The 26,312-nt window shown below is 43.6% G+C and carries 21 protein-coding genes and 2 tRNA genes; 16 read left to right on the top strand and 7 right to left on the bottom strand.

Going from position 1 to position 26,312, the window contains the following annotated elements; genetic code table 11:
• The first annotated feature begins 79 nt into the window (after positions 1 to 79).
• Entirely contained in the window at positions 80 to 1,633 is a 1,554-nt protein-coding gene (locus LI288_RS13555; protein ID WP_022432427.1) for a flagellin N-terminal helical domain-containing protein, read from the top strand.
• Positions 1,634 to 1,647: 14 nt separating this feature from the next.
• Positions 1,648 to 2,127, top strand: a complete 480-nt coding sequence (locus LI288_RS13560; protein WP_022432426.1) for a flagellar export chaperone FliS — start codon at positions 1,648 to 1,650, stop codon at positions 2,125 to 2,127.
• Positions 2,128 to 2,300: 173 nt separating this feature from the next.
• On the opposite strand, the gene LI288_RS13565 is transcribed toward LI288_RS13560, so the two are convergent.
• Positions 2,301 to 3,692 (bottom strand): D-alanyl-D-alanine carboxypeptidase family protein, encoded by a 1,392-nt coding sequence (locus tag LI288_RS13565; RefSeq protein WP_022432425.1) that lies wholly within the window; start codon positions 3,690 to 3,692, stop codon positions 2,301 to 2,303.
• Between the two features lie 484 nt (positions 3,693 to 4,176).
• Here LI288_RS13565 and trmB point away from each other — a divergent pair, with 484 nt between their 5' ends.
• From trmB to LI288_RS13580, 3 genes are all read left to right on the top strand, one after another.
• Complete coding sequence (trmB, locus tag LI288_RS13570; protein WP_022432424.1) at positions 4,177 to 4,815, top strand: tRNA (guanosine(46)-N7)-methyltransferase TrmB; 639 nt, start codon at positions 4,177 to 4,179, stop codon at positions 4,813 to 4,815.
• Positions 4,816 to 4,993: 178 nt separating this feature from the next.
• The gene (locus LI288_RS13575; RefSeq protein WP_227090953.1) at positions 4,994 to 5,143 is read left to right on the top strand and encodes a hypothetical protein; all 150 of its coding nucleotides are present in this window, start codon (positions 4,994 to 4,996) and stop codon (positions 5,141 to 5,143) included.
• A 180-nt stretch (positions 5,144 to 5,323) separates the two neighbouring features.
• Positions 5,324 to 8,950 (top strand): pectate lyase family protein, encoded by a 3,627-nt coding sequence (locus tag LI288_RS13580; protein ID WP_227090955.1) that lies wholly within the window; start codon positions 5,324 to 5,326, stop codon positions 8,948 to 8,950.
• Positions 8,951 to 9,086: 136 nt separating this feature from the next.
• Here LI288_RS13580 and LI288_RS13585 read toward each other — a convergent pair whose 3' ends face one another.
• On the bottom strand, positions 9,087 to 10,313 hold the full coding sequence (locus LI288_RS13585; protein ID WP_227090957.1) for an AI-2E family transporter: 1,227 nt from the start codon (positions 10,311 to 10,313) through the stop codon (positions 9,087 to 9,089).
• A gap of 281 nt (positions 10,314 to 10,594) precedes the next feature.
• On the opposite strand from LI288_RS13585, the gene LI288_RS13590 reads away from it, so the two are divergent.
• The 5 genes from LI288_RS13590 (at position 10,595) to LI288_RS13610 (ending at position 13,398) form a co-directional block, all read left to right on the top strand.
• Positions 10,595 to 10,667 (top strand) — tRNA-Lys (locus LI288_RS13590).
• Positions 10,668 to 10,834: 167 nt separating this feature from the next.
• Positions 10,835 to 10,907: transfer RNA gene (locus LI288_RS13595), tRNA-Lys, on the top strand.
• 160 nt (positions 10,908 to 11,067) lie between these two features.
• Positions 11,068 to 11,550, top strand: coding sequence for a DUF2726 domain-containing protein (locus LI288_RS13600; RefSeq protein WP_227090959.1), 483 nt, complete (start codon positions 11,068 to 11,070; stop codon positions 11,548 to 11,550).
• Positions 11,551 to 11,717: 167 nt separating this feature from the next.
• The gene (locus LI288_RS13605) at positions 11,718 to 12,659 is read left to right on the top strand and encodes a DUF5685 family protein (protein WP_264473998.1); all 942 of its coding nucleotides are present in this window, start codon (positions 11,718 to 11,720) and stop codon (positions 12,657 to 12,659) included.
• A complete protein-coding gene (locus LI288_RS13610) occupies positions 12,643 to 13,398 on the top strand; it encodes a J domain-containing protein (protein WP_022432419.1) in 756 nt (251 codons plus the stop codon). Before LI288_RS13605 ends, LI288_RS13610 begins: the two co-directional genes overlap by 17 nt.
• 70 nt (positions 13,399 to 13,468) lie before the next feature.
• On the opposite strand, the gene LI288_RS13615 is transcribed toward LI288_RS13610, so the two are convergent.
• Positions 13,469 to 15,286 (bottom strand): DUF885 domain-containing protein, encoded by a 1,818-nt coding sequence (locus tag LI288_RS13615; protein ID WP_227090961.1) that lies wholly within the window; start codon positions 15,284 to 15,286, stop codon positions 13,469 to 13,471.
• 200 nt (positions 15,287 to 15,486) lie between these two features.
• Here LI288_RS13615 and metG point away from each other — a divergent pair, with 200 nt between their 5' ends.
• The 5 genes from metG (at position 15,487) to LI288_RS13640 (ending at position 21,593) form a co-directional block, all read left to right on the top strand.
• Positions 15,487 to 17,457 carry a methionine--tRNA ligase gene (gene metG / locus LI288_RS13620; RefSeq protein WP_227090963.1) on the top strand — a complete coding sequence of 657 codons (1,971 nt, stop codon included), beginning with the start codon at positions 15,487 to 15,489 and terminating at the stop codon, positions 17,455 to 17,457.
• Positions 17,458 to 17,545: 88 nt separating this feature from the next.
• Positions 17,546 to 18,601: an alpha/beta hydrolase gene (locus tag LI288_RS13625; RefSeq protein WP_227090964.1), complete on the top strand. Its 1,056-nt coding sequence runs from the start codon at positions 17,546 to 17,548 to the stop codon at positions 18,599 to 18,601.
• A 17-nt stretch (positions 18,602 to 18,618) separates the two neighbouring features.
• A complete protein-coding gene (locus tag LI288_RS13630; RefSeq protein ID WP_227090966.1) occupies positions 18,619 to 19,404 on the top strand; it encodes a TatD family hydrolase in 786 nt (261 codons plus the stop codon).
• A 15-nt stretch (positions 19,405 to 19,419) separates the two neighbouring features.
• The gene (gene rsmA, locus LI288_RS13635; protein WP_227090968.1) at positions 19,420 to 20,319 is read left to right on the top strand and encodes a 16S rRNA (adenine(1518)-N(6)/adenine(1519)-N(6))-dimethyltransferase RsmA; all 900 of its coding nucleotides are present in this window, start codon (positions 19,420 to 19,422) and stop codon (positions 20,317 to 20,319) included.
• A gap of 101 nt (positions 20,320 to 20,420) precedes the next feature.
• Positions 20,421 to 21,593 carry a DUF6128 domain-containing protein gene (locus LI288_RS13640; protein ID WP_227090970.1) on the top strand — a complete coding sequence of 391 codons (1,173 nt, stop codon included), beginning with the start codon at positions 20,421 to 20,423 and terminating at the stop codon, positions 21,591 to 21,593.
• Here LI288_RS13640 and LI288_RS13645 read toward each other — a convergent pair.
• From LI288_RS13645 to LI288_RS13660, 4 genes are all read right to left on the bottom strand, one after another.
• Positions 21,581 to 22,123 carry a GNAT family N-acetyltransferase gene (locus LI288_RS13645; RefSeq protein ID WP_227090972.1) on the bottom strand — a complete coding sequence of 181 codons (543 nt, stop codon included), beginning with the start codon at positions 22,121 to 22,123 and terminating at the stop codon, positions 21,581 to 21,583. The two genes, LI288_RS13640 and LI288_RS13645, sit on opposite strands and share 13 nt — an antisense overlap.
• Positions 22,120 to 22,602: a tRNA adenosine(34) deaminase TadA gene (gene tadA, locus LI288_RS13650; RefSeq protein ID WP_022432412.1), complete on the bottom strand. Its 483-nt coding sequence runs from the start codon at positions 22,600 to 22,602 to the stop codon at positions 22,120 to 22,122. Before tadA ends, LI288_RS13645 begins: the two co-directional genes overlap by 4 nt.
• A 117-nt stretch (positions 22,603 to 22,719) precedes the next feature.
• A complete protein-coding gene (locus LI288_RS13655; protein WP_022432411.1) occupies positions 22,720 to 23,292 on the bottom strand; it encodes a LemA family protein in 573 nt (190 codons plus the stop codon).
• On the bottom strand, positions 23,289 to 24,422 hold the full coding sequence (locus LI288_RS13660) for a DUF2207 family protein (protein WP_227090974.1): 1,134 nt from the start codon (positions 24,420 to 24,422) through the stop codon (positions 23,289 to 23,291). Before LI288_RS13660 ends, LI288_RS13655 begins: the two co-directional genes overlap by 4 nt.
• 248 nt (positions 24,423 to 24,670) lie before the next feature.
• Here LI288_RS13660 and LI288_RS13665 point away from each other — a divergent pair, with 248 nt between their 5' ends.
• Positions 24,671 to 26,308, top strand: coding sequence for a cellulase family glycosylhydrolase (locus LI288_RS13665; RefSeq protein ID WP_227090976.1), 1,638 nt, complete (start codon positions 24,671 to 24,673; stop codon positions 26,306 to 26,308).
• The last annotated feature ends 4 nt before the right edge of the window (positions 26,309 to 26,312 follow it).

A 26,312-nucleotide genomic window follows, 5' to 3' on the forward strand; every position in this document is an offset into this window, starting at 1 on the left:
ACAGGCTTATGGTTTTTTAGAAATAAACCGATATAATCAACAGATGTTTTATTCAGACAACAGAAAGGACGTATAGACAATGAGAATAGCTACAAATGTTTCTGCGATTGTTTCCAACAATGCTTTGCAGAAGTCACAGGACAGATTAACAAAGTCGATTGCAAGACTTTCATCAGGATATAAAATTAACAGTTCATCAGATGATGCCGCAGGATATGCAATTTCCGAAAAAATGAGATTACAGCTGCGTGGTTTAAATCAGGCGGATAACAATGCGGCAGACGGTGTATCCGTACTGCATACGGCAGAAGGTGCGATGGAAGAAATCCAGAGCATGCTTGCCAGAATGAAGGAGCTGTCTGTACAGGCAGCCAACGGAACAAACTCCGTTGATGAACGCAGTGCGATCCAAAGCGAAATTGACAGCTTAAATTCAGAAATCGACAGAATTTCAAGCAACACAGAATTTAATTCACAGACTTTAATCAGTGGTAATCTTTCAAGACGTGTTTACTCTAATTATGAAGGTGTCAATCAGATTGAAGTATCGGATAATTTTGTGGCCGGAAATTATGGCATTACCATTACACAGGATGCAAGACAGGCAATTGTGGTTGGTAACGGTGCGGTTACCATGAGTGATACTGCAACGGTTACAAAGGAGCAGGCAGGAACAATCAGCATGAACGGCTATGGGATTGAAATTTCCGAGGGTGATACACTCGCAGGCATTATGGGTAAGCTGGTTGACGGTGCGGATAAGATTGGCGGACGTGTTTTTGCAATTACGGCAGGTGCCACAAACGATACAAAGGTAAACGGCACAGATTATGCAGGCTATGAACCGCAGACAAGCTATGCCGGTAATAATATTGTATTTATGACAAAAGAAAGCGGCAGTTCAAAAACCATGAATATCACATGCAGTAATGCAGAGTTAGCAAATATGCTTGGAATTGCCACAGCAGCAACAAATAGTGGCATGTATGCAGAAGGCAGTGACGTACAGGCCGAATTTACTCTGGACAATGACGGCAAGCGTGTGGGATTTGCAGACAGCGCAGTTATTTCAACAAGCGGCACAAGAGTAACGGTAAAGGATGTCAACAACAGAACATTTGTAACGGATGTACCGTCAAATGTGGCAGGTACACAGTTTTCTGATACAGTAAAAGCAGATGATAAGTCTACGGCAACAAGCACACAGACTGCAAAGGTTACACAGGAAGTAACAGATGTGGGAACGATGAGCGTTCATGTCGGTGCCAATGAAAATCAGGTGATTCTGATAGACATTCCGGCAGTTACAAGTTATACGCTCGGAACAGAAAATTTAAATGTCATGACATCGGTTACGGCAAGTGAAGCCATTGATACCATTGATACGGCTGTTGCTTATGCAAATCGTGTCCGTTCCCAGATGGGTGCTTACGAAAACCGTTTTGAGCATACAACCAACAACTTAGGAACAGCGTCTGAAAATCTGACATCAGCCATTTCAACCATGACCGATACAGATATGGCAGAAGAAATGACAGAATACACTTCATTAAATGTTATGACACAGGCGGCAACTTCTATTCTGGCCCAGGCCAATGAAAGACCGTCAACCGTACTTCAGATTCTTCAGTAAGAAGGTTTCAGATTATGAAAAGTGATTCGATTAAAACGTATTCTTACCGGGTGTCACAGGCATCAAAGTCGGATTTGATTGTTATTTTATATGATATTGCAATGGAGTCGGTGCAGGATGCGCAGGCGGCGTACCGGGAGAAAAACGATGATGAATATCATGCATCCTTAAAGCGGGCGAAGCGTGTCGTAGATGAGCTGGAAAGCAGTCTGGATATGCAATATGATATTTCAAAGGAATTGTTTAAAATATATGTTTCCATGATGCGTTTTCTTGTAAAGGCAGATGCAGGGCATGATGTGACGGTACTGGATACAGTGCTTTCCATGCTTTCAAAGCTTCGGAAGTCATTTTATGAGGTCAGCAGACAGGATACAACCGGTCCGGTCATGCGCAATGCCGAACAGGTCTATGCGGGACTGACGTATTCTAATATGGGTACTTCAACCGAAATCGCTGAAAACGCATCAGGAAACAGAGGATATACCGTATAGCGGATACAGTATACAAAATACGATATACAACAGGGCAAATACAAGATAAATCCAATAAGATATTTGCGGAATGCAAAAGTATATCGGAAAAACCAAAAAACTCCTTACAGGCTAAGCACCCTGTAAGGAGTTTTTTGGTTTAATAAAGCTGGTTGAATATTTTTTTACAGCTGTTACCGGCGGCGTCTGTGGTGTCTGCGTGCGTGCAGGCTGCGGCGTCTGGACATCTGATAATCCCTAATGAAGCAGATAAGAATGACAACGGCGGCAAAGACTGCCACAATTACCCAGATGCTGATAGAAAAGCACCAGCGCGGCTGAACCGTTTCAGTATCAGCATCCTGTGAAAGATACGGTAGGCGGTTATCCGTGTGTGCCGTGCCTTTACTGAATGTCAGTAAAGAAGTGGCAACCGTGTTATCGCCGTATTTAAAGCGGATACCTGTTGTATAGGCATTGTCAATTTCTTCCGGCGTGTAATTTTCATTGACCGCCAGCGTAATATCGCTTACATTCGCATGATTAGGAATGGTCAGCGTAGAAGCACTCAGACTGAAATTTTCAGGATAGCGGCTGTATACAGCAGACTGATAATAATTTGAACCCGAAAAATAAGAGGAAATGGTATCGCTTGAAGCGGTAATTTTCTTAAAGTTATCAAATCCCCAGTCAAACAGTGTCCGTGTATCCGTAAAACGGATATTGGAATCGGAACAGTTAAAAACAACGCAGATCAGGCGCATATCATTTTTTTCCGCAAAGGTTACGAGTGTAAAACCGGACTGGTCCGTAAAACCGGTTTTGCCGCCTTTGCAGTATTCATAATACATCGGACGGCCTTTTAACATCTGGTGTCTGTGACGGAAAGTACGGCTTTCACCGGTCAGATTTGTAGGTCCAATGGTGTACGTATCTTCTGTCGAATCAATATTGACGAAAGTAGAGTTGTTATAACAGCCGCGGGCAATCATTGCCATATCGTAAGCCGTTGTATAATGGTTCGGGTCATAAAGACCGCTTGCGTTGGCAAAGTGGGTATTTACCGCACCCAGTTCTCTTGCACGGGCATTCATCATTTCTACAAAATTTTCCAAAGAACCACCGACATGCTCTGCAAGACCATAGGCAATTTCATTGGCGGAATACAGTAAAAGTCCGTACAAAGCCTGTTCAACCGTATACTGTTCGCCGACCTTTGTTGCAAGGTTAGAATCTTCCCATGTAACCGAATTGGCTGCGGCACGTGAAAAAGTAACAGTTTCGTCCATACTGCAGTTTTCCACGGTTAAAAGACCGGTTAAAATTTTTGTGGTACTGGCAGGATAACACTTGGTATAGGCATTTTTTTCATAAAGAATTGCCCCTGTATCGGCATCAATCAAAATTCCGTTCCCCGCCGAAATTTCCGGTGCCTCCGGCCATGAAACCCCAGACTGTGCAGACTGCTGTGTAGAAGCCCCTGCCTCCTCTGCATAAGCTGTTGTAAATGTATAAGAAACCGAAGTGGTCAATGTTGTAAAAAGTAAAGCAACAGACAGCACCCTGTTAATCCATTTGCTGCGCATAAAAACCTCCATATAACAAAAATTCAATTAAAATCGTTTAATTACTAGTTTACGCTAAGAAAAACTTTCTGTAAAGTAGTAGTTGTGTAAATATAGGGGAATATTATATAATGTGCGTAAGCAATGAGCCGTGCCGGCTGAAAGAGGAAAAAAGTGCTGTGCTTGCACAAAGCACTTTTAGACGATTTTAGCCGATAGGGCGAATGCCCGACAGTCCGGGAAAGCTGAAAGCTTTCTCGGACGAGCACGGCGAATAGAGCCAACACCCAGCAAAGCCGGAGGCGAGCGTCCGAGAGAAGCAATAGCGGCTGCGAAGCAGACATTTCCTTTTCTTGCGTTATTAACGAGCGAATATTCTGCGAAGCAGAATGCAGAGCGCGTCAGCGCGAATTCGCGAGTGCGGGTAGAAAGCAGAACTGTGCTTGCACAAATCATCCCCGCATGGCACACAATATACGAAATCATTCAGTTAGGAGAAATAAATATGCGACTTAGAAATGTTCCCGGTGCAAGGGAAGTGATGGTAGAAAATGAATATGTATTTACAGAACCGGAAGGCATGAAAGGCACATGGCATGAAGTGTTTGGCAATGACAACCCGGTGCGGATTGAAATCGGCATGGGCAAGGGAAGGTTTATTTCAACACTTGCCGCACAAAATCCCGATATTAATTATGTAGGAATCGAAAAATATTCCAGCGTGCTGCTTCGTGCCGTTGAAAAACAGGAAGAATTGCAGCTGCCGAATCTGCGTTTTATCAGAATGGATGCAGAAAATATCTGCGAAGTATTCGGTGCGGGAGAAGTTGACCGCATTTATCTGAATTTCTCAGACCCGTGGCCAAAGGACAGACATGCAAAGCGACGTCTGACTTCACGCCAGTTTTTTGCGCGGTATAACGTCATTTTAAAACAGGACGGACAGGTCGAATTTAAAACAGACAACAAGGATTTATTTGATTTTTCCGTGGAAGAAGTCAAAGAGGCGGAATGGAAACTGACAGCCTGTACATATGATTTACACCACGATGCAGCTTTAAATGAAGGAAACGTCATGACAGAATATGAGGAACGTTTTTCCAAGGCCGGCAATCCAATCTGTAAACTGATTGCCAAGCGGTAATACTGCATATAATGATATCGGGGGCAAAAGCCCTCAACTATGATATCTTCGGATGATTCCGTGTTACGCACTCCCACGTCTACGATCCGCTTCGGTTCACGCTAAACGTATGCCACTGGCACATAGCACCCTGGTATCATATAATATAGAAAGAACATGAAACCGGAGCGTGAAAACAGTGCGTGTCTGTAAGTCAAGATGGCTCAACAGCCTTTCAAGAGAAGCGTATTGCAGAAAAAAAGTCAATAAAAAACTGCTTCGTTTTTGCAGAAGCTGGAATGAGGTCAAAAAAATGGTAAATACCCGTCCGGGCTGTAAATACAAATAAATGTACAGATAACAATACAAGAAATTTTGAAAAATATACAGAAAAAACGGTCAAAAGACACAGAATATAGGAAAAGATTTACAATAAATTAACAAAAGATATGCCAAAAGTCTCATTTTCATAAAAATAAGAGTATGCTACCATTACCCTTGCGATGACTAAAACGAAGGGAAGGTGTTTATGAAAATGAAAACAAATCGCAAAGTAAAAAAGCTGTTTTCCTATGTGCTGACGGCAGCCATGGTAATAACAGCAGTGACACCGGCTTTTGCAGGAAAAGTAAAAGCGGTGGCAGCAGGTCTGACACTGACAGAACAGTCCGGCTGGCTGGAAAGTGCATATGTGGAATGGCAGCCTGTTAAAAATGCAGAAGGCTATGTCGCATATGTAAAGGAGGCTTCCGCATCAGATGATGCGTATGAGAAGCTTGACGATACGTTAATCCGTCAGTACGCAGATTACTGGAGAGCAGATGCACTCGGTTTAAAAGAGGGCAGCTATGTGATGAAGGTAACAGCCGTATTAAAGGATGGAAAGACGGTTTCTGAATCAACTTCTTCATTAGAGGTTGAAAAGTACGACAGAAGCGGCTTTGCATTTTCTGAAAATTCAAAGTTTCAGACGGGTTCAGGTGCTTACAATGATGACGGTACATTAAAGAAGGATGCACAGGTGATCTATGTGACACCGGAAACAGCAAAGACCTGTACGGCCGTTGTAAACGGCAAGGAAGTAACAGGTTTCCAGTCAATTTTAGATGCAAAGCAGAGCGCAGGAACAAAAGATACTTCGCCGCTTGATTTTCGTATCGTAGGCTGTGTTACGGCAGATGATGTAGACCATTTTTCAAGTTCAGCAGAGGGTATTCAGCTGAAGGGTAAGAGTGCTTACACCGAAATGAATATCACAATCGAAGGTGTCGGTGAAGATGCAGCTGTTCAGGGATTTGGTTTTCTTGTAAGAAACAGTGGAAATGTGGAATTCAGAAATTTTGCAGTAATGGCATTTATGGATGATGGTATATCCTTAGATACAAAGAATTGCAATATCTGGGTTCACAATATGGATATTTTCTATGGCTCAACAGGTGGCGATTCAGACCAGGCAAAGGGTGATGGTTCTGTGGATATTAAGGGTGCATCTACCAATGTAACCGTATCGTATGTGCATTTCTGGGATTCCGGAAAATGCTCTTTATGCGGCATGAGTGACAGCGCAGAATTCCTTGTAACGTATCATCATAACTGGTTTGATCATTCTGATTCCCGTCATCCGAGAATCAGAGTTGCCTCAGTCCATATTTACAATAATTATTTTGACGGCAATGCCAAGTACGGTGTCGGAACAACCAAGGGAAGCTCCGCATTTGTAGAAGCAAACTACTACAGAAACTGCAAGAATCCGATGATGAGTTCAATGCAGGGTACAGATGCATTAGGACAGGGTACATTTTCAGGTGAAAACGGCGGTATGATTAAGGCATACAACAACATTACAGTTGGTGCTTCAAGCTTAATTTATGCCAATTCCGATACCGGAACAGCCAAGGCAGATGCAGTAAGCTTTGATGCTTATCTTGCTTCTTCAAGAGAAGAAACCGTGCCATCTTCTTATAAGACCGTTGCGGGTGCAACAACGTACAATAACTTTGATACAAGCAGTGCTTATGATTTAGGCGTAGCAGAAGAAGATATTGATGATCCGCAGGATGTACCGTCAATTGTTACAAAATATGCAGGACGTATGAATGGCGGTGACTTTGACTGGACATTCCAGGAATCTGATGATACCAATTACAGCGTTGATACAGCCTTAAAGGCAAAGGTTGTTAATTACAAATCCTCTGTCCTTGCAATCGGCGGCTATAAAGGAGTAGACGTAGAACCGTCCACAACCGAAAAGGCAACTGAAAGCACAACAAAGGCTACGGAAGCTACAACCAAAGCAACTGAAAGCACGACAAAGGCTACGGAAGCCACAACAAAGGCAACTGAAAGTACAACAGAAGCCACAACAGAAGCTCCGACAACAGCACCGGCAGAAACAACTGCAAAGGTACATAATTTCTCAACGGACGGAACAAGCAGTGATTTCTATACGATTTCCGGTAAACTTTCTTCCAATAAGGGAACAGTAAGTTATAACGGACTTTCGTTAGATACCTGCTTAAAGATTGAAAGCAAGACAAAGATTACATTTACAACGACAGACAAGGCAGAACTGGTACTGGTTTTCAATCAGAAGAACAGCAGTGACATCAAGGTAGACGGAACTGTTTACACATTGACAGACGGTATTTTAAGTCTTGAAATTGAGGCAGGCAGCCACGAAATTACAAAGGAAAGTACAGGTAATCTGTATTATATGTCTGTTTCACAGCAGTCAGAAACACCGACAACACCTGTGACACCGACAGAACCGACACAGCCGGAGCAGCCGACAACACCGTCTGAACCGGAAACACCGACAACTCCGTCAGAACCGGAACAGACAAAGTGTGATTTATACGTATCTCCATCCGGAAAGTCAACAGCAGCCGGTACACAGAATGCGCCGATGGATTTACTGACAGCGATTAACAGCATTTCAGCCGGATATACCATCTGGATGGAAGAAGGAACTTATAAGGCTTATGAACTGTATGGTGCGCCAATCGTAATTGCCGAGAGCAACAGCGGGGCAGAAGGCGCTTATAAAACCATCAGCAGCATAAACGGCGGAACAGTTACCATTGACTTTAGCGGAATGGCAGAACTCGGAAGCAACAGAGGAATCGTGTTAGACGGTTCTTACTGGCATTTTTACGATATTGATATCTGCAATGCAGGCGATAACGGTATGTTATTATCCGGTGATAACAATATCATTGAACTGTGCCAGTTCTATGCAAACCATGACTCCGGTCTTCAGATCAGCAGATACAACACTTCTGCCGATACGATTGACTTATGGCCGTCGAACAACGTCATTTTAAATTGTACGGCATTTGATAACAAAGATGAAGCAACCTGTGAAAATGCAGATGGATTTGCAGCAAAGCTGACTTGTGGTGAGGGAAATGTCTTTGACGGATGTATTTCTTACTGCAACAGCGATGACGGCTGGGATTTATACGCAAAGCCGGCAACCGGTTCTACAGGCGTTGTAACGATTAAAAACAGTGTAGCTTTTGGTAACGGTAAATTAACCAACGGCGAAGGTTCGGCAAACGGCGATATGAATGGATTTAAGCTGGGCGGAAGCAATAAGCAGTGTCCGACACCGCATGTTGTTACCAACTGCATTGCATTTAACAACGGTGCAACAGGATTTACAGACAACGGAAACGGCGGTGCAGTGACACTGACCAACTGTACTTCTGTAAACAACGGTATGTATAATGCTGCAAAGGCAAATTATATGTGCTACAGAACATCAAAGGATGCAGCCTATACCAATCTGTTATCCTTTGCAGAGAAAAAGACTACGGCAACAGACCAGTTCTTAGGCACTGTAAGCCATACATTATATCACTATAAAGGTGTGGGTACATACTGGGTAAATAACTGGTTATGTACAGACGGTGCAAAGACCAAGTACAGCGGAAGCGAAGGCGCAGATTACACAGTCAGTGCATCGGATTTTGTAAGTACACAGATTCCGGGCTATGATGCTGCAACCGGTGCTTATACTGCAGATTATCACAGCATTTTCAGAAATGCAGACGGAAGCATAAATCTTTCCGGCTTATATGAAGTAAGCAGTGACAGCCCGCTGTATACAGCAGGTACACAAAATACAGCACTGGGTGCTTCCTTTTCAAAGTAAATGTCTGACTTGAAAAACACAAACCGGTAAACATAACATAAACAAATAAAACTGCCACAGAAAGCAGGCTTGCGGGACAAACACCCGGAAACCGCTTCCTGTGGCTTTTATTATTGCAAAAGTATTTCTGCGGAAATTACATTTCATCCGTATTGTCATACGGCGTAATATAAATATTTTTCTTTTTTAAAAAATGTTCGATTGCCAGATTTAAAATATAGCTTAGTACGGCAACACACGGAACACCTAAAAACATACCGACAACACCGAATAAGCTGCCGCCGACGGTAATGGAAAAGATAACCCACAGCGGGCGCAGTCCGGTCTTTTCGCCAAGTATTTTCGGACCCAGATACAGACCGTCAAATTGCTGGATAATTAAAATTAAAATTGCCCAGAAGATGACCTTTACGGGGCTGACAATCAAAATGACGATACCGCCGATAACACCGCCCATGTACGGACCAAAGTACGGAATAATATTGGTAATGCCGACAATCACACTCAGCAGCACGGCATATGGGAAACGGAAAATTGTTGTACATACAAAACAGATAATACCGATAATCAGGGAATCAATTGCTTTGCCGATAATAAAGCTGGAAAAAATATTACCGCTTTCACGTAGAATACTGCGTGTCGTATCAGCCGTCTGCTTTGGCATAATCGTGTACATCAGCCGTTTAAAATGGTAAAAAATAATCTTGTGGTCTGAAATCATATAAACAGACACAATAATTGCAATAACAAAATTTAATACGCCTTTAACAATTGCCATGGAGGCAGAAACAATAACAGGCAGAATATTAGTCATAATGCCGGTTAGATAATCTACGATTTTAGGCAGGGCGGAGTAAATTTTTTCGTTTAATACATTATAATCAATAAAGGAAAGTGCTGTGTGTGTTTCCTCAAACTGTTCTAAAAAGGCAACGGCATTGTTATACCATACCGGCAGCAGCTGTGTTAAATCACTCAGACTTTCGTATATCTGCGGAATGATAAATACCAGAAGAACGGTGATGATACCGATTGCCAGCAGATAGGATACTAATATAGAAAGCATTTTTGCAGGGCGCACAGCCATCTTAAACCGTTTGGTAAAGACATCACGGTAAAGCAGATGCACCAGAGGATACAAAACAAATGCAATAAAAGCGCCGGTAATAAACGGAGAAAGCAGATGCGTAATCTGTCCAATCAGCCGCAGTGTCACATTAAAATGTCCGATAAAAATATAAATTAAAATCGCACCCAGAACAAAAGCCAGTGCATAGACTAAAATCGTAAAATACCGGCTGTTCGGTGTAAAATGATTTTTTGGAATGGGTTCATCGGTATGGTTTTTATCTTGATTTTCCATAGTAACTCCTATCTGTCATCTATATTTGTTAAAGACATTCACACGTTTATAAGCAGGTTTATATGGGCGAATGGCTTTGGAATTCTTGCTATTATAAAAATTATACGTTCTTTATTATATAGAAGCAATAGGAAAAGGCAGGAAAAGTATTAGAAATCTAAGAAAACTGTAAAAAAAGCGTAATTGTTTTTAAATAAATACAAAAATAGGGTTGCAATTTATAAAATTCTTTCGTATAATACCTTTTGTGCTTGAGAGAAACAAGCTGATGAATTAAATAAGCGCCGCTAGCTCAGTTGGTAGAGCACCTGACTCTTAATCAGGGTGTCCAGGGTTCGAACCCCTGGCGGCGCACTAAAAGAAGTCTTATGATTTGGTCACAGGAGCCAGGTTGTGGGGCTTTTTATTTTGCCTGAAAATTGCAGGCTTAAATGTATACTAAAAAAATACTTGCATTTTTTGAAAAACTCGTATATACTTTCATTTGTTGTTAGCGCTCGCAGACAACAAAGAGAATATAAGCGCCGCTAGCTCAGTTGGTAGAGCACCTGACTCTTAATCAGGGTGTCCAGGGTTCGAACCCCTGGCGGCGCACTAAGGAAAGAACCGTAACTTCTGTATGGAGGTTGCGGTTTTTGTTTTATGTGCTTTGCACATTCTTTCTATACAATTACAGGAATTGCCGAAAATTTTATTGCAGAACGGAAAAGCTCCGGTTTGTGGACTACCGGCAGAAATGGAGAAAAAGAAAGATATGAAGATACAGACAGAGATTGCGGCAGTCCTGCTGGCAGCAGCAGTGGCTGCGCTTTTGCTTTACCGCTGCCATAAAAGACGGCAGTATCCTTACCGGCAGAAGTTTCTGCTGACAAAGACAGAATATGCATTTTATAAGATATTAGAAGAAAAATGTACAAAAAACGGACTGTGGATATGTCCCAAAGTACGTCTGGAGGATTTTATATCCGTTACCGGAACGAAAAATATCGGAAAATACAGAGGGTATATCAAATCCAGACATGTTGATTTTTTAATCTGTAATAAAGATTTACATATTAAGGCGGGGCTTGAATTAGACGATTCATCCCATGAAACCAGACAGGCGGCACAGACTGATAAATTTAAAAATGAGCTGTTTGAAAGCATCGGACTGCCGCTTTTCAGGATTAAAACCATCCGTTCCGAGTATGAGCGGCAGATTGATAAAATGATTTCGCAAATCCGGCGGATGCGGTAAAGGCAATGCTGTTTCCTATAAATAATGCAGGCATGGCAAATCCAAAGGGAATATTCGTAAAGAATCTATAAAGATTTTATAATTTCTTTTCTGTACGAATTGACGGCAAATCAAACTTGTTATATGATAGGCACAGACCGGAGTACAAAGAAGCGGTACTCCGGTTTTTGCGTAAAAAGATACAGAAAGATATAGAAAGATATAGAAAGATTACAGAAAAATTAAAGGAAAAGGAACCGCTCGGCATGTATGGATATGTGATTGTCAACAAACCGGAATTAAAGTTTAAGGAATATGACAGATACCGTTCCTATTACTGCGGGCTGTGTGACATTTTAAGAGAGCAGTACGGTATCCGGGGGCAGGTTTCTTTGAGTTATGATATGACGTTTCTGGTGATTCTGCTCACCGGGCTTTACGAGCCACAGACAGCGTATTTAGAAGAACGGTGCATCATACATCCTGTGGCAAAACATCCGGTACGCAAAAATGAAGTGACATCGTATGTTGCGGATATGAATGTGCTGATGGCATATTATAAATGTGTGGATGACTGGAAAGATGAAAAGAAAGTTACAAGACTGACCTATTCCAGACTTTTAAAAGGGCAGGTAAAAAAGATCTGCGGAAAATACCCGCAGAAAGCAGAAGCAATCCGGCAGGCACTTTCCGGGCTTTCGGCTGCAGAAAAAGCGGGAGAAGAAAATATCGACCGCGCAGCGTCCTATTTTGCCACAGTGATGTCCGTTGTCATGGCGATGAAAGAGGATGAGTGGACAGAGGAACTGCAGAAAATGGGATACCAGTTAGGCAAGTTTATTTATCTGTGTGATGCGTATGAAGATGCAGAGGAAGATATAAAAGCCGGGCGGTATAATGTGTTTTGTACCCATGTGGACCAGCCGGGATTTGATGCTTATTGTGAAAGTATATTAAATGCCATGATGGCAGACTGTGTAAGGATATTTGAGCGGCTTCCGATAGTGGAAGAAGCGCAGCTTTTAAGGAATATATTGTATTCCGGTGTCTGGATAAGGTTTCAGGCGGCGAAGGAAAAACGAATAAAAGTTAAAAAGCAAGAAGGAGAAAACAGTGGCAGATCCGTATAAAATTCTCGGCGTATCAAGAGATGCTTCCGATGAGGAAATTAAAAAAGCATATAGGGCATTGAGCCGGAAATACCACCCGGATGCCAATATCAATAATCCGAATAAAGCGCAGGCGGAAGAAATGTTTAAAACCGTCCAGCAGGCGTATAATCAGATTATGAAAGAAAAGGAAAATGCCGCTTCCGGTGGTTATGGTTACAATGCGGGCGGCTACGGCTATGACGGAGATGCGCAGAACCGCGGGCAGGGTGCGTATGGCGATTTCGGTGATTTTGGCGGATTCTGGGGGTATGGCCCTTTTGGCTACGGGTATAATCAGGGCGGACAAAGCAGGCAGAATACCGCAGATGACAAGAACAGCAATTATTTAAGAGCTGCCGCCAATTATATCAGAAGCGGCAGCTTTGCTGAAGCGTTAAATGTGCTTGACGGAATTGAAGACCGTGACGGGCGCTGGTACTTTTACAGTGCGCAGGCACATGCTGGAAAGGGTGAACAGGCAACGGCGATTGAACACGCCCAGCGTGCAGTGGCAATGGACCCGGATAATATGCAGTATCAGATGCTCTACCGCCAGTTAGTCAGCGGCGGTCAGTGGTATGCCGGACAGGGCAGGGCATACGGACGTTCCTCCGCAGATAACGGCACGTGTGATTTTTGTGTAAAACTTCTATTATTAAATATGTGCTGTAATTTGTGCGGCAGCGGATTGTGCTGTACAGGCGGCAGATATTACTAAAAAATAATGCCGGAAAAGTTTCATTGACAATGTGTGATAAAACTTTTCCGGCATTAAAGCTTTGTATGGCTTACTGTGCGGACTGCACACTGCACCAGTCCTCTAAGCGGTCAAACAGCATATCAAACGGCACAGACCCCATATCTAAAATATATTTGTGAAAGTCCGGATTGGAAAACGCGGAACCTGTCTGCGCCCGGGCTTCTTTTTTTAATTCTGAAAATCCAATCCAGCCAAGCACATATTTGCAGTAATTGCCGGGGTTGGAAACCATGGACAGATACATTTCATGCGCAACATTCTTGTCTGTAAATCCAAAATCAGCAATATAGGAAGCTACGTCATTTTCCGTCCAGCCAAGGGCATTAATTCCGAGGTCACATTTTGCATACAGACATAGAATTGTGGCGTAATTTGCCTGTGCAAGCATGTTGAGCAGGGGGTTTCCGGTGTCGGCATACGAATAGGAAAAAAGCTCACAGTAGGTAGCCCAGCCTTCCACATAACCGTCCGGTGCAATCAGATAGCGGATAAGGTCCGGGTCAGAATCCGCAAAATACGTAGTCTGATATAAATGCCCCGGATATCCTTCATGTGCCAGTGTCGGATAAAGCTGTGAGGAACGTGTGTCTTTCGGATTAATATAGATAGAATTAATATTCAGATTATCCAGCTGTGGCAGAAAGTACATGGCGGGACTGACCGAATCCTGCAGCGCTTCGGTAATATATTTAATATCATAGCTGACATCCGGTCCCTGCGGGAAATCTGCAGCAATTTTTGTCTTTAAATCAGTAAGGACCGCTGCCGGTTCGGTTATGGAAAACGAAAAATTGTTAAACTGGCTGGAAAGAGAAGAATCCTTTGCCATCAGTGTCTGCATTGTCAACAGGTTGGAGCGGATATAGCTATCCAGCAGCGTATTGTATTCATCGACAGACTTTGACCAGCCAAGCGAATGGTTTAAAAGATACCGGAAATACTTTTCGCCGTCCGGGTAATTGCAAAGACCGCCCTGATAACGGTTCGTGCCGGTAAGTTTTTTGAGTCCGTCTGTCAAAATGCGGTAGCCTTTTATAAGATGCCCGGTGACTGCCGCCTGATTGGCAGTTTTGTAAGCCGCTTTATCGGCATCGGAAATGCCGGTTAAAGCATCTAATTTTTCATCAAAAGTCGTAATCAGATAGCTGTCCGGACTGCCGGCACTTTCGATAAAATTTTCACATTCTCCGACAATCTGTGTGGCAAGCGCATCCTCCATAAAATAACCGTTCCGGCTGCGCAGGGCTTCGTAATCGGCAAGGCTTTGAAAATAGCCGTCCGAGTCTTCTAAAAGTGCTAAGTATTCTTTGACGTCTTTTTCTTCTTCAAAAGTGTATTCTGCGAGAATCAGCGGAAATTGTACGTGAAAACCGGTCGTTGTGCATAAGCTGGTCTGGAAAAGGAATAAATCCGAGTATTCCAGTTCATTTTGCAGGTAAATAAGCAGTTCATCGTAGGTAATCTGCTGTTTTGGGGACAGCGTTGTGCGGTCAAAGCTTTTTAGAGCCGTGAGTTTACCGGTAATATCAGATGTATTGTCAAGACCGGCAAGGTCATACCGTCCGAGTGTGACCTCGTAATTGTCAATGCCAAAGTCTGACGGATGTTCCATGTAGGAATGAAGGGTTATGGTATCTGTTGTGACGGTTTCCGTAAAAAGACGGTTTACATAGTCATTGAAGGCTTCATTACGGGTTTCAGAATGCGGGCTGTCTGTAATCTGTCCGGTATCATTGCCGGGATTTTTGGCTTCCGGAGAGTTAAAGCAGGCACTGCACGGCAGCAAAAGAACCGCACAAAGCAAAAGTGCCGCTGTCTTCTTAAAAAATAGAAGTTTTTTGTTCATAAATGGGGATTCCTCCATAAAACTAAAATGATTATACTGACGATGAAGTTATTATACTTGATATCAATGAATATGACAAAGAAGTCAACTGTTTTTCGGGGCTGCAAACTTGACATCTTACCATAATTTCACTATCATTAGTCTATGTGTAAAAACGCGGGGAAATGCACCGCAATGGAGATTTGAAAGGAGAAAATAATATGCCACAGAATAAGGGACCGTTTTACATGACAACGGCAATTGCATATACATCAGGAAAGCCGCATATCGGCAATACTTATGAAATCGTGCTTGCAGACAGCATTGCAAGATTCAGAAGACAGGAAGGATATGATGTTCGTTTCCAGACAGGAACCGATGAACACGGACAGAAGATTGAATTAAAGGCAGAAGAAGCGGGCGTGACACCAAAGGAATTTGTAGACGGTGTATCCGGTGAAATCAAGCGTATTTGGGATTTAATGAATACTTCTTATGATAAATTTATCCGTACCACTGATGCAGACCACGAAAAGCAGGTGCAGAAGATTTTTAAGAAGCTCTACGATAAGGGTGACATTTACAAGGGACATTATGAAGGCATGTATTGTACACCTTGTGAATCCTTCTTTACGGCATCACAGCTGGTAGACGGCAAGTGTCCGGACTGCGGACGTCCCGTACAGCCTGCAAAGGAAGAAGCTTATTTCTTTAAGATGAGCAAGTATGCGGACCGCTTAATCAAGCATATTGAGGAACACCCGGAATTTATCCAGCCGGAATCCAGAAAGAATGAAATGATGAACAACTTCTTAAAGGCAGGTTTACAGGATTTATGTGTATCGAGAACTTCCTTTAAGTGGGGTATTCCTGTAGATTTTGATGACAAGCATGTTATCTATGTATGGATTGACGCGCTTTCAAACTATATCACAGGACTGGGCTATGACGTAGACGGTAACAACGATGCGTTATTTGAAAAATACTGGCCGGCAGACTTACATCTGATTGGAAAGGATATTCTGCGTTTCCACACCATTTACTGGCCGATTATGCTGATGGCACTCGACCTTCCGCTGCCAAAGCAGGTATTTGGACATCCTTGGCTGTTACAGGGTGACGGCAAGATGAGTAAGTCAAAAGGAAATGTAATTTACGCAGATGACCTTGTAGATTTATTCGGTGTCGATGCAGTCAGATATTTCGTGCTTCATGAAATGCCTTTTGAAAATGACGGTGTTATCACATGGGAACTGCTTGTAGAACGTTTAAATTCCGAGCTTGCCAATACACTCGGAAACCTTGTCAACAGAACCATTGCCATGTCCAATAAATACTTTGGCGGTGTTGTGACAAAGACCGGTGTGACCGAAGAAGTCGATGACGACTTAAAGGCAGTTGTGACTGCAACAAGAGCAAAGGCACAGGAAAAGATGGCAACCCTGCACGTAGCCGATGCAATTACAGAAGTCTTCTCATTATTTAAGAGATGTAATAAATATATTGATGAAACCATGCCTTGGGCGCTTGCAAAGGACGAAACAAAGCAGGACAGACTGGCAGAAGTACTTTACAACCTCGTAGAGAGCATTACAATCGGTGCAAACCTTTTAACATCCTTTATGCCGGAAACATCAGAGAGAATCCTTGCACAGCTTTATCCTGAAAATGCAGAAGACGGTGTGCGTGATTTTGATGATTTAGACAAGTTCGGTTTAAGAGCATCCGGTGTCAAGGTAACGGACAAGCCGGAAATTCTGTTTGCAAGACTGGATTTAGAAGAAGTTTTAAAGAAGGCAGAAGAAATCCAGGCAGCACAGAAAGCAGCCGTAGGCGGTGTGCAGTACCCACAGGTAGAAGAAAAGCCGGAAATTACCATTGATGACTTTGATAAGATTCAGATTCGTGTCGGTGAAGTCTTAAAGTGTGAACCGGTGCCAAAGGCAAAGAAGCTGCTGGTTTCACAAATCCGTATCGGCGATGAAGTGCGCCAGATTGTATCCGGTATTGCAAAGTATTACAAGCCGGAAGAAATGGTTGGCAAGAAGGTTGCCGTGATTACAAACTTAAAGCCGTGTAAGCTTTGCGGCGTAGAATCACAGGGCATGATTCTGGCAGCAGCCGATGATGCGGACAACTTATCTGTACTGACAGTAGATAAGGACATGATTGCCGGAAGCGAAATCCGCTAGGCGGTGTCTGTTTTATAAGACACAAAAAGTATCAGAAGCACAGATTCAGGATTTATGACGGAAAGTTGTAAAAGTCAGGAGTGAGCAGATGATAAATAAAACAGATACAAAAAGGGCAGTGCCGCTGGTTTTAACAGCGGCGCTGCTGTTATCCGGGTGTGGTGTGAATGGCACATCTGCCGGACAGAATCAGAAGCCGGACGGCGTACAGGAGGAAACACAGGTACAGACCGCAGAAGTCAAAGAAGTTGCAATCCTTTCCACGGCAGAGAGCCGGATTGTGGCAGACAGCACGGATATAAAGGCGGGCACGGGAATTGCATATCAGGATACCGATTTTAGCACGCCGGAGGATTATTTTTACAAATATTCCAATGTGGATTACGGGGAAATAGACGACCGTGTGACGTATTACAGCTCGACAATCGGTGAGGACAAGCAGTGCGGTGTCCTGCTCCCGCCGGGGTATGATACGTCTAAGAAGTATCCGGTCGTGTATCTTTTACACGGCTTTGGCGGCGACCATTTTGACTGGAACCGCGGTGACTGCTATGTGCAGGACATTTACGGCAATATGCTGGCAAATAATACGGCAGTTCCGGCGATCGTTGTCATGCCGGATATGTATACCGCACCGGCAGACACCAAAGAAACGGCGGACGGTGAGCAGAAGCGGGCGGCATACGACAAACTGGTGTACGACCTTGAAAATGATCTAATGCCGTATATTGAAAGTCATTATGCTGTAAAGACCGGACGGGAAAACACAGCGATTATCGGTACTTCGCAGGGCGGAACAGAAGCGCTTGCAATCGGATTTTTATTGCAGGATAAAATCGGCTATATCGGTTCGCTTGCACCGTGTCCGGGCGTGATTCCCACACCGTATAATGAAGGAACATACTGGAACACGCCGTTAATGGACGATTTTACGATAGAAAGCCCGGCGATGGCACCGTACTATTTGCAGCTGGCAGCCGGAACGACAGACCCGTGGTGCTTAGAGCCGACAAAGTATTATGAAAATGTGCTGACCGATGAGCAGATTGCACACACATATTACCTGTTAGACGGTGCGGGACACGAGGATTCCGTATGGGAAAACGGACTGTATCAGTTTTTTAAACGCATTTTTAAACAGTAGCGGAGAAGAATAAAATTATGAAAATATTTGAAACACACGCACACTACGATGACGAAGCTTTTAGAGAAGACCGCGAAGCGCTTTTTGATGAAATGTTTGCAAACGATATTGATACGATTATCAATGTCGGCGCCAGCTTTGCGGGATGTGAACAGTCCGTAGCTCTTGCAGACAGCCATGAAAAAATTTATGCGGCAGTCGGAATCCACCCGGAAGATGTGGAAGAATTAACGGAAGCACGCATGGCGTGGTTAAAAAAGACGGCATCGGAAAATGAAAAAGTGCTTGCAATCGGTGAAATCGGACTGGATTACCACTACCCGGAGCCGGCAAAAGAAATACAACAGCAGTGGTTCCGCAGACAGTTAAATCTCGCGGCAGATGTTAAAAAAACGGTGATTATCCATTCACGGGAAGCCTGTCAGGACACGCTTGCCTGCATGAGGGCAGAACATGCCGAACAGATTGGCGGCGTGATTCACTGCTATTCGTATTCCAAAGAAGCGGCACAGGAATTTTTAAAAATGGGCTTTTACTTCGGTTTTGGTGGTGTTGTGACGTTTAAAAATGCAAAAAAGGCAGTCGAAGCAGTAGAAGCCATTCCGATAGAGAAGATTCTTTTGGAAACAGACTGTCCGTATATGGCACCCGAACCCAACCGCGGCAAGAGAAATTACAGCGGCTACCTTCCGTATGTGGCGGAACGGATTGCGCAGATTAAGCAGATGACGGCACAGGAGGTCATTGATATTACCAATGCAAACGCAAGGAAGCTGTTCGGGCTTTCTGCGGTACAGGACTAAGAAAGGAAATGCAGCATGGCGGAAAAAGATTATAAAAATGTAATGCACCTCGGAAATCCCACCAATACAATCGCCGTATTGAACCGCTACGGATTTTCATTTCAGAAGAAGTTCGGACAGAATTTCTTAATTGATGAAAATGTGGTCGAAAAAATTGTGCGCGATGCCGGTGTGACAAAAGACGACTTTGTACTGGAAATCGGACCGGGTATCGGAACGATGACACAGATTTTATGTGAAAATGCAAGAGAAGTCGTTGCTGTTGAAATTGACGATAAACTCATTCCGATTCTGACGGAGGATACGCTTTCGTGGTATGACAATGTTACGGTTATTCACGAAGACATTTTAAAGCTGGATATTGTAAAGCTTGCCAATGAGCGTAACGGCGGAAAGCCGATTAAGGTCGTTGCCAATCTTCCGTATTATATCACAACGCCGATTATTATGGGGCTGTTTGAAAGCCATGTGCCGTTAGACAGCATTACGATTATGGTGCAGAAGGAAGTGGCAGATCGTATGCAGGTCGGACCGGGAACGAAGGATTACGGTGCGCTTTCGCTTGCGGTGCAGTATTATGCAAAGCCGCAGATTTTATTAAATGTTCCGGCAAGCTGTTTTATGCCGCGTCCGAATGTGGACTCCGCTGTTATCCAGCTTACGCGTTATGAAAAGCCGCCGGTGGAAGTTGCTGACGAGCATCTGATGTTTCGTTTAATCCGTGCATCTTTCAATCAGCGCAGAAAGACGATGACAAACAGTGTCGGGAACAGTCCGGAGCTGTCCGTGTCCAAAGAACAGATGGCAGCAGCCCTTGAAAAATGCGGGCTTTCTGCAACCGTGCGCGGAGAAGCACTGACCCTTGAGCAGTTTGCCGAACTTGCAAATGTGCTTTCGGAAGATACTGGGAAGTAATGTGAAGTATAAAAATCCGTCATATTTTAAAAATCCAATTCATAAGGTTGCGTTAGGAGTTCACTGCAAGCAGTCTATTAATAGTATGAATTGGAGGAAATATGGCGGATTATAAAAGACTGGTTTCATATATTTATGCGTACCCGGGCGGTGTCCGGGATAAAAATGTTGGGTTTGCCAAAGCGGAGGTCAGAAACGGACAGTTTAAGCTGACAGTTTCCGTAAAAGGTGTCTATACAGATACCCCTGAGTTATTTGGCGTTTATGTGATGGTTGATGGAAAGAAACATCAGCCGGGCGGGTTTACCCTGCTAAAAACAGGAACAGTCATGGTCAATCAGGGAATCGGACAGTATCAGGATTTATTCAATCCAATGAATATCAATCAATCAGGTTATACATTTGAAGATATCAGCGGCATTGCGCTTGCGAGAGAAAATGAGGACTTTTACCGTATGTTCAGTCTGTGGGAGGATTGTATACTGAATACAGAGGACATTACATTTGCACAGCCGGAAGCGGCGGCGGCTTCAAATCCGGTGGCGCAGGCAGATTCAGAGGAAGTGTCTGTGAAAGAACAGGTAAACCGGACAACAGGGCAGGAGGCGGAGAGAAAATCCGCGGAAATGTCCGGGAATGTGCGTGAATCTGAAACAGTGCGGCGGAACGCGGAAGATGTTTCAGAAAATGAGGTAGAAGAAGCGGCGGTAACATCAAAGCCGGCAACACCCGAATCCGCACAGTCAGCCGGTCAGCAGGCGGATTTGCAACAGGAAACGGCACAGATGAAGGCACAGCAGGTACGCGCCATGGAAGCGGTGCAGGAGTTATTGTTCCGGAATACAAATCCGCAAGGCACAATGCCACAAAATACAAAACTGCAAGACACAACGCCGCAAAATGCAAAGCCACAAGAGGAAATGCCGGCATTTGAAAAAGTATTTATCAACCGGGATTTTATAGATGCGTTTGAAGATGACTACTTTTATGACTGTGTGGAAGTGACACCGGAGCTTTTAAAGCAGCTTCCGATTGAGGACGACGCTGTTGTAAACAACAGCTTTCTAGTGCATGGATATTATAATTTTAAGCATATTCTTTTTGGAAAAGTCTGTGAAAATGACAATAACACCCGGTATTTTATCGGAGTTCCGGGAATGTACTGCAACCGGGAGCGGTTTATGGCATCGATGTTTGGCTTTTGCAACTTCAAAAAGAGCCACAGAAGCGACTATTCCAATCCATATTTCGGATACTGGTATCAGGAAATATAGACAAAGCGCAGGTGGTCTTCCCATTTGCCACGCAGATATACATAAGAGTAAGCAGTGCCTTCCGGAATAAATCCAAGCTTTGTGGCAAGTGAAATGGAAGCGGTGTTCTGCGGTGCAATATAGGCTTCTACGCGGTGCATGTGCATTTCCGTGACAAGAATTTTTAAAGCCATGGTCAGCATACGCCGTCCGTAACCTAAATGCTGGAATTCTTTGTCAATTTTATAACCGGTGGTGCAGGAACAAAATGCTCCCTTTTTGATGTCAGAAAAGGACACCGTTCCGATAATCTTGTCGGGGAAATTCGTATCAAACAAAAAGAAGCGGATGTGTTTTCCGGCAACAAAAGCGTTGTATTCCGCAGTTAAAAGGGACTGGATAAATGCTTTGGTGTAAAAATGGTCCGGCTTATCCGTTTCATAAATATCAAACTGTTCCCGGTTGCGCCGGTAAAAAGAAAGCACGGCATCGGCATATTCGGCGGTGAGAACGCGCAGTATCAGATGATTGTTTTTGTACTCAAATTTCACGATGGTTCCCTCCGCTTTGCTTTTTCCTGACGTAACTGTTTAAAAAAGGAAGAAAGCATGGTGGAACATTCTTCTTCCAGTACACCGCGGGTCACTTCACAGCGGTGGTTAAACTGCTCCATTTGAAGAATATTTAACACAGAACCGCCGCACCCGGCTTTCGGGTTCATCGAGCCGATAACAACCCTTGGAATCCGTGCCTGTACAATCGCCCCGGCGCACATCTGGCACGGTTCAAGTGTAATATAAATCGTACAGTCTTCCAGCCGCCAGTCGCCGATAACGCGGCTGGCTTTTTTGATTGCGGTAATTTCTGCATGTCCGAGTGTGGTCTTGTCGGTATTTCTGCGGTTGTACCCGCGCGCAATAATTTTGTCCTGATAGACAATGACACAGCCAATCGGGACTTCTTTTAATTTTAACGCTTTCTTAGCCTGTTTTATGGCTTCTTTCATATATTTGGTATCTAATTCATTCATAATAGAATTATTATAGTATATTTGACGGGAGATTGCCAGTGGGGAGAAGATAAAAAAGGACAGCCGTTCTAAAAACCAACAGCTGTCCTAAAAATATGTGAATAAATTTTTTATATCTTACTGAAACATATTCGCATTAATATGTACTGCCTGACGTTCTTCTTCAGAGGCGGCTAAAAGGTCTTTCTGGCGGAAGCCGAACAGTCCCGCAAAGATAGAACGCGGAAACATCATAATAGCGGTATTGTACTTTGTAACCGTATCATTGTAAAACTGGCGCGCCATAACGATTTTATTTTCCGTTTCCTTTAACTCCGACTGGAGCTGTAAGAAATTCTGGTTGGCCTTTAATTCCGGATACTGTTCACCCACAGCAAGAATGTGGGAAATTTCCCTGCCGAGTGCATTTCCGGCTTCAAAAGATTCTGCGGCAGAAGACGCATTTAAAACACGGCTTCTTAATTCGGTGATTTTTGATAAGGTTTCCTGCTCGTAGTGGGCGTAACCTTTGGTAGTTTCAAGTAAATTCGGAATCAGGTCGGCGCGGCGCTTTAACTGCACTTCAATCTGAGCCCCCTGATTGTCGACACGGTTTCTTAAAACAACCATGTGGTTATAAGTTTTGATAACGGCAATAATCAGCAGTATTACAACGACTGCGATGATACCTCCGATAAATGATGCATTCATAATGATTTCCTCCTTTTAATAATGTCATTGACAATCTGCTGGTTTTCTTCGAGAACAACAGCATAAACTAAATAATCGTCCCACAAAACCAATTCATTTTGTGTGGCTTCACTTAAATTTGAAAAATCGTGAATAAAATTTTTCATGCCGTAAATGTATTCGGTCATCTGATTTCCAAGGGTTGTCCGCTTAAAATGCGCTTTTGTAAATCCTGAACTAATCGTTCCTACAAAGACAAGCAGCGGAATAATAAGGCACAGGAAAAACAGCAAAACCATAATCATCAGGCCTGCCAGTACGGGGAGGTATTCCGGGTACTGAAGCAGATAATTGGTCTGTTCCCCAAAGGAAGCCGTTTCGGGAAGCGCATCTAAAATTTCAAAATAAGCATTTACACGGTCTTTGAAGGCGTAAAATACAAAGCTCATAATGACAATAAAAATAAGCGGTGCCGAACAGCCTAATACACAGCGGCTGCAGGTGGAAGTGGTTTCTTTCTGCTTGTCGGTGGAAGAGAGGCGGCTGGTTAAATAACCGTCTGCCACGGCTTCCTTTTGTAACATATAAATCCAGTTGCCTTCCTTCTGGGCGTTAAAAGTACCGTTGCATAAAGCATTTAAAAGAAAACGGTCACTCTCCCGTAGAGAAGCAAATTCGGGAACATCGGTATTGACGATATAGCGGTTTTCTTCCATTTTAAGAATTCCCATATTTTCATATTTTAAAATACAGGCGGCACGGTCTTTTTTCGGCTCGATTTTTAAATCCGTTAAAAGGCTGATTGTGCCGGGAGAAAGTCCGGTGAGCTTATCCCGGTAATAGTCCAGATCCTCAACGGTAATAAAGGAGTTATTTCGCATAATCTGTTTTCTTGCAAAATGAAAAAGCACCTTTGCAAGCAGAAACCAGAATCCGGCCTGCAAAGCGGTAACAAAAAGTATAGCAATAATTAAAGCTATAATGACCGCAGGGGAAGGGGAATCGTGTAAAACTTCCTCGATTTCAGAGTGTGTGTAAATGATTTCGCGCACAATAAATCCGACAGGAATCAGCCATGTCAGCCGTTCCAGCACAGTCAGCCGGTTCAAAGCCTGACTGTGAAAAGTCTTTTTACGGTTTGAATCAAACATAATCATCCTCGTTTCTGGGTAATTTATTTTTTATACAATTTTAAGTGTATTTTAATATAGTATAATGGAAAAAGGAAGTATTTGGCAATGGTACTTTGTGTGCATTTTATATACAAATGGTATTGAATCATGTGGAAAGCTGTAGTATAATTATTACTATAGTGAACGTAATACTAAAAATAAACAGCAGACTTTTGCGAATTTTTTATCGCCTCTTCGCAACAAGTTGCTCAGAAATGAGGAATACCATGGATAAAAAGAAAAAGATACTGATTGGAGCAGTGCTTACGGTGGTTATTCTGCTGGCAGGTGTGATGGCAGGATTTTTGATTGCCAATGCAGAAAAAAAAGGAAGCAGTCCGCAAAATGTTGAAAACGGTGCGCTGACAAATAACGAAAGACCTGTTTACGATGAAAAGGAAAGCACCGAAAGTCCAAAGAATCAGGAGGCACAGGCGCAGTTTACGCCGGGCAATGCATGGGAATCGGACGGGCGGAAGTACATACAGTATGAGTTAAATATTTTCAGTACCGGCAAAAAGAATATTGAAAGCTGGAAGATTACATTTCCGGCGGGAAGCGGTACAGTGATGGAGCAGAGCTGGAACTGCGGCGTTGAGAGCAGTACGGCAGAGGACGGAACGGTTTCATTTACATTATCGCCGGTGGACTATAACCGGGAGATTCCGGCGGGAGAACATACGCAGGGAATCGGTTTTATCATCAGCCGGACGGAAAACTATGAATTAAAGGCGTATCAACTGGAAGCTGTGATTGAAGGCGTTGCGGTTACGGTAACAGATGACGGACAGTCAGGGGACAGTCTGGCAGAGCAGGGGCAGGATAACCATCAGAGTGATGACAGTCAGACAGGTATTATAAAGGAAGAAACACAAAATGGACAGACAGGCGGCTCATCAGACGGTTCGCAAAATTCAGACAGTTCAGGTAAATCCGGCGGTTCATCGGGAACGGGGGGCAGTCCACGGCCGGCATCAGGCGGACTGCGGGTTTCCGGTACAATGCTTACCGATGCTTCCGGCAATGCCGTACAGCTTCGCGGTGTCAGCACACACGGACTGGCGTGGTTTCCTGAATATGTCAATAAAGAAGCATTTGAAACACTGCGGGACGACTGGGGCGCCAATGTAGTGCGCCTTGCGATGTATACCGAAGAATATGGCGGATACTGTAACGGCGGTGATAAGGAAGCTTTAAAACAGCTCATTGATGACGGTGTATCCTATGCGACAGAGCTTGGCATGTACGTCATTATTGACTGGCATATTTTAAGTGACGGGAATCCGAACCGGAATAAGGAAGAAGCCAAAGCATTTTTCTCAGAAATGGCAGATAAATATGCAGGGCATAACAATGTAATTTATGAAATCTGCAATGAACCGCAGAATTCTGACTGGAACGGCCAGATTAAACCGTATGCCGAGGACGTGATTTCCTGTATCCGGCAGTATGACAGCAGTGCGCTGATACTGGTGGGAACGAATACATGGTCGCAGGATATTGACGCAGTAGCGGGAAATGAGCTGGATGACGATAATGTGATGTACGTGCTTCATTTTTACGCGGGCACACATAAAGCTTCCCTGCGCAGTAAACTGGAGTCTGCGTTAAATGCTGGTGTGCCGGTATTTGTCAGTGAATGCAGTATTTGTGATGCTTCGGGAAACGGCGGCATTGATTATGATTCGGCACAAAGCTGGCTGGATTTGTTAAATGACAGAGGTGTCAGCTTCTTAGCATGGAGTCTTTCCAATAAAAATGAAACATCGGCACTCATCCAGCCGGGCTGTAGTAAAACCGGCGGCTGGACAGAAGATGATTTATCGGAAACCGGACGGTGGTTTAGAAAAGCAATACAGGGATAAGGGC

The sequence above is a fragment of the Lachnospira pectinoschiza genome (assembly GCF_020564355.1).
Lineage (GTDB): Bacteria > Bacillota > Clostridia > Lachnospirales > Lachnospiraceae > Lachnospira > Lachnospira intestinalis.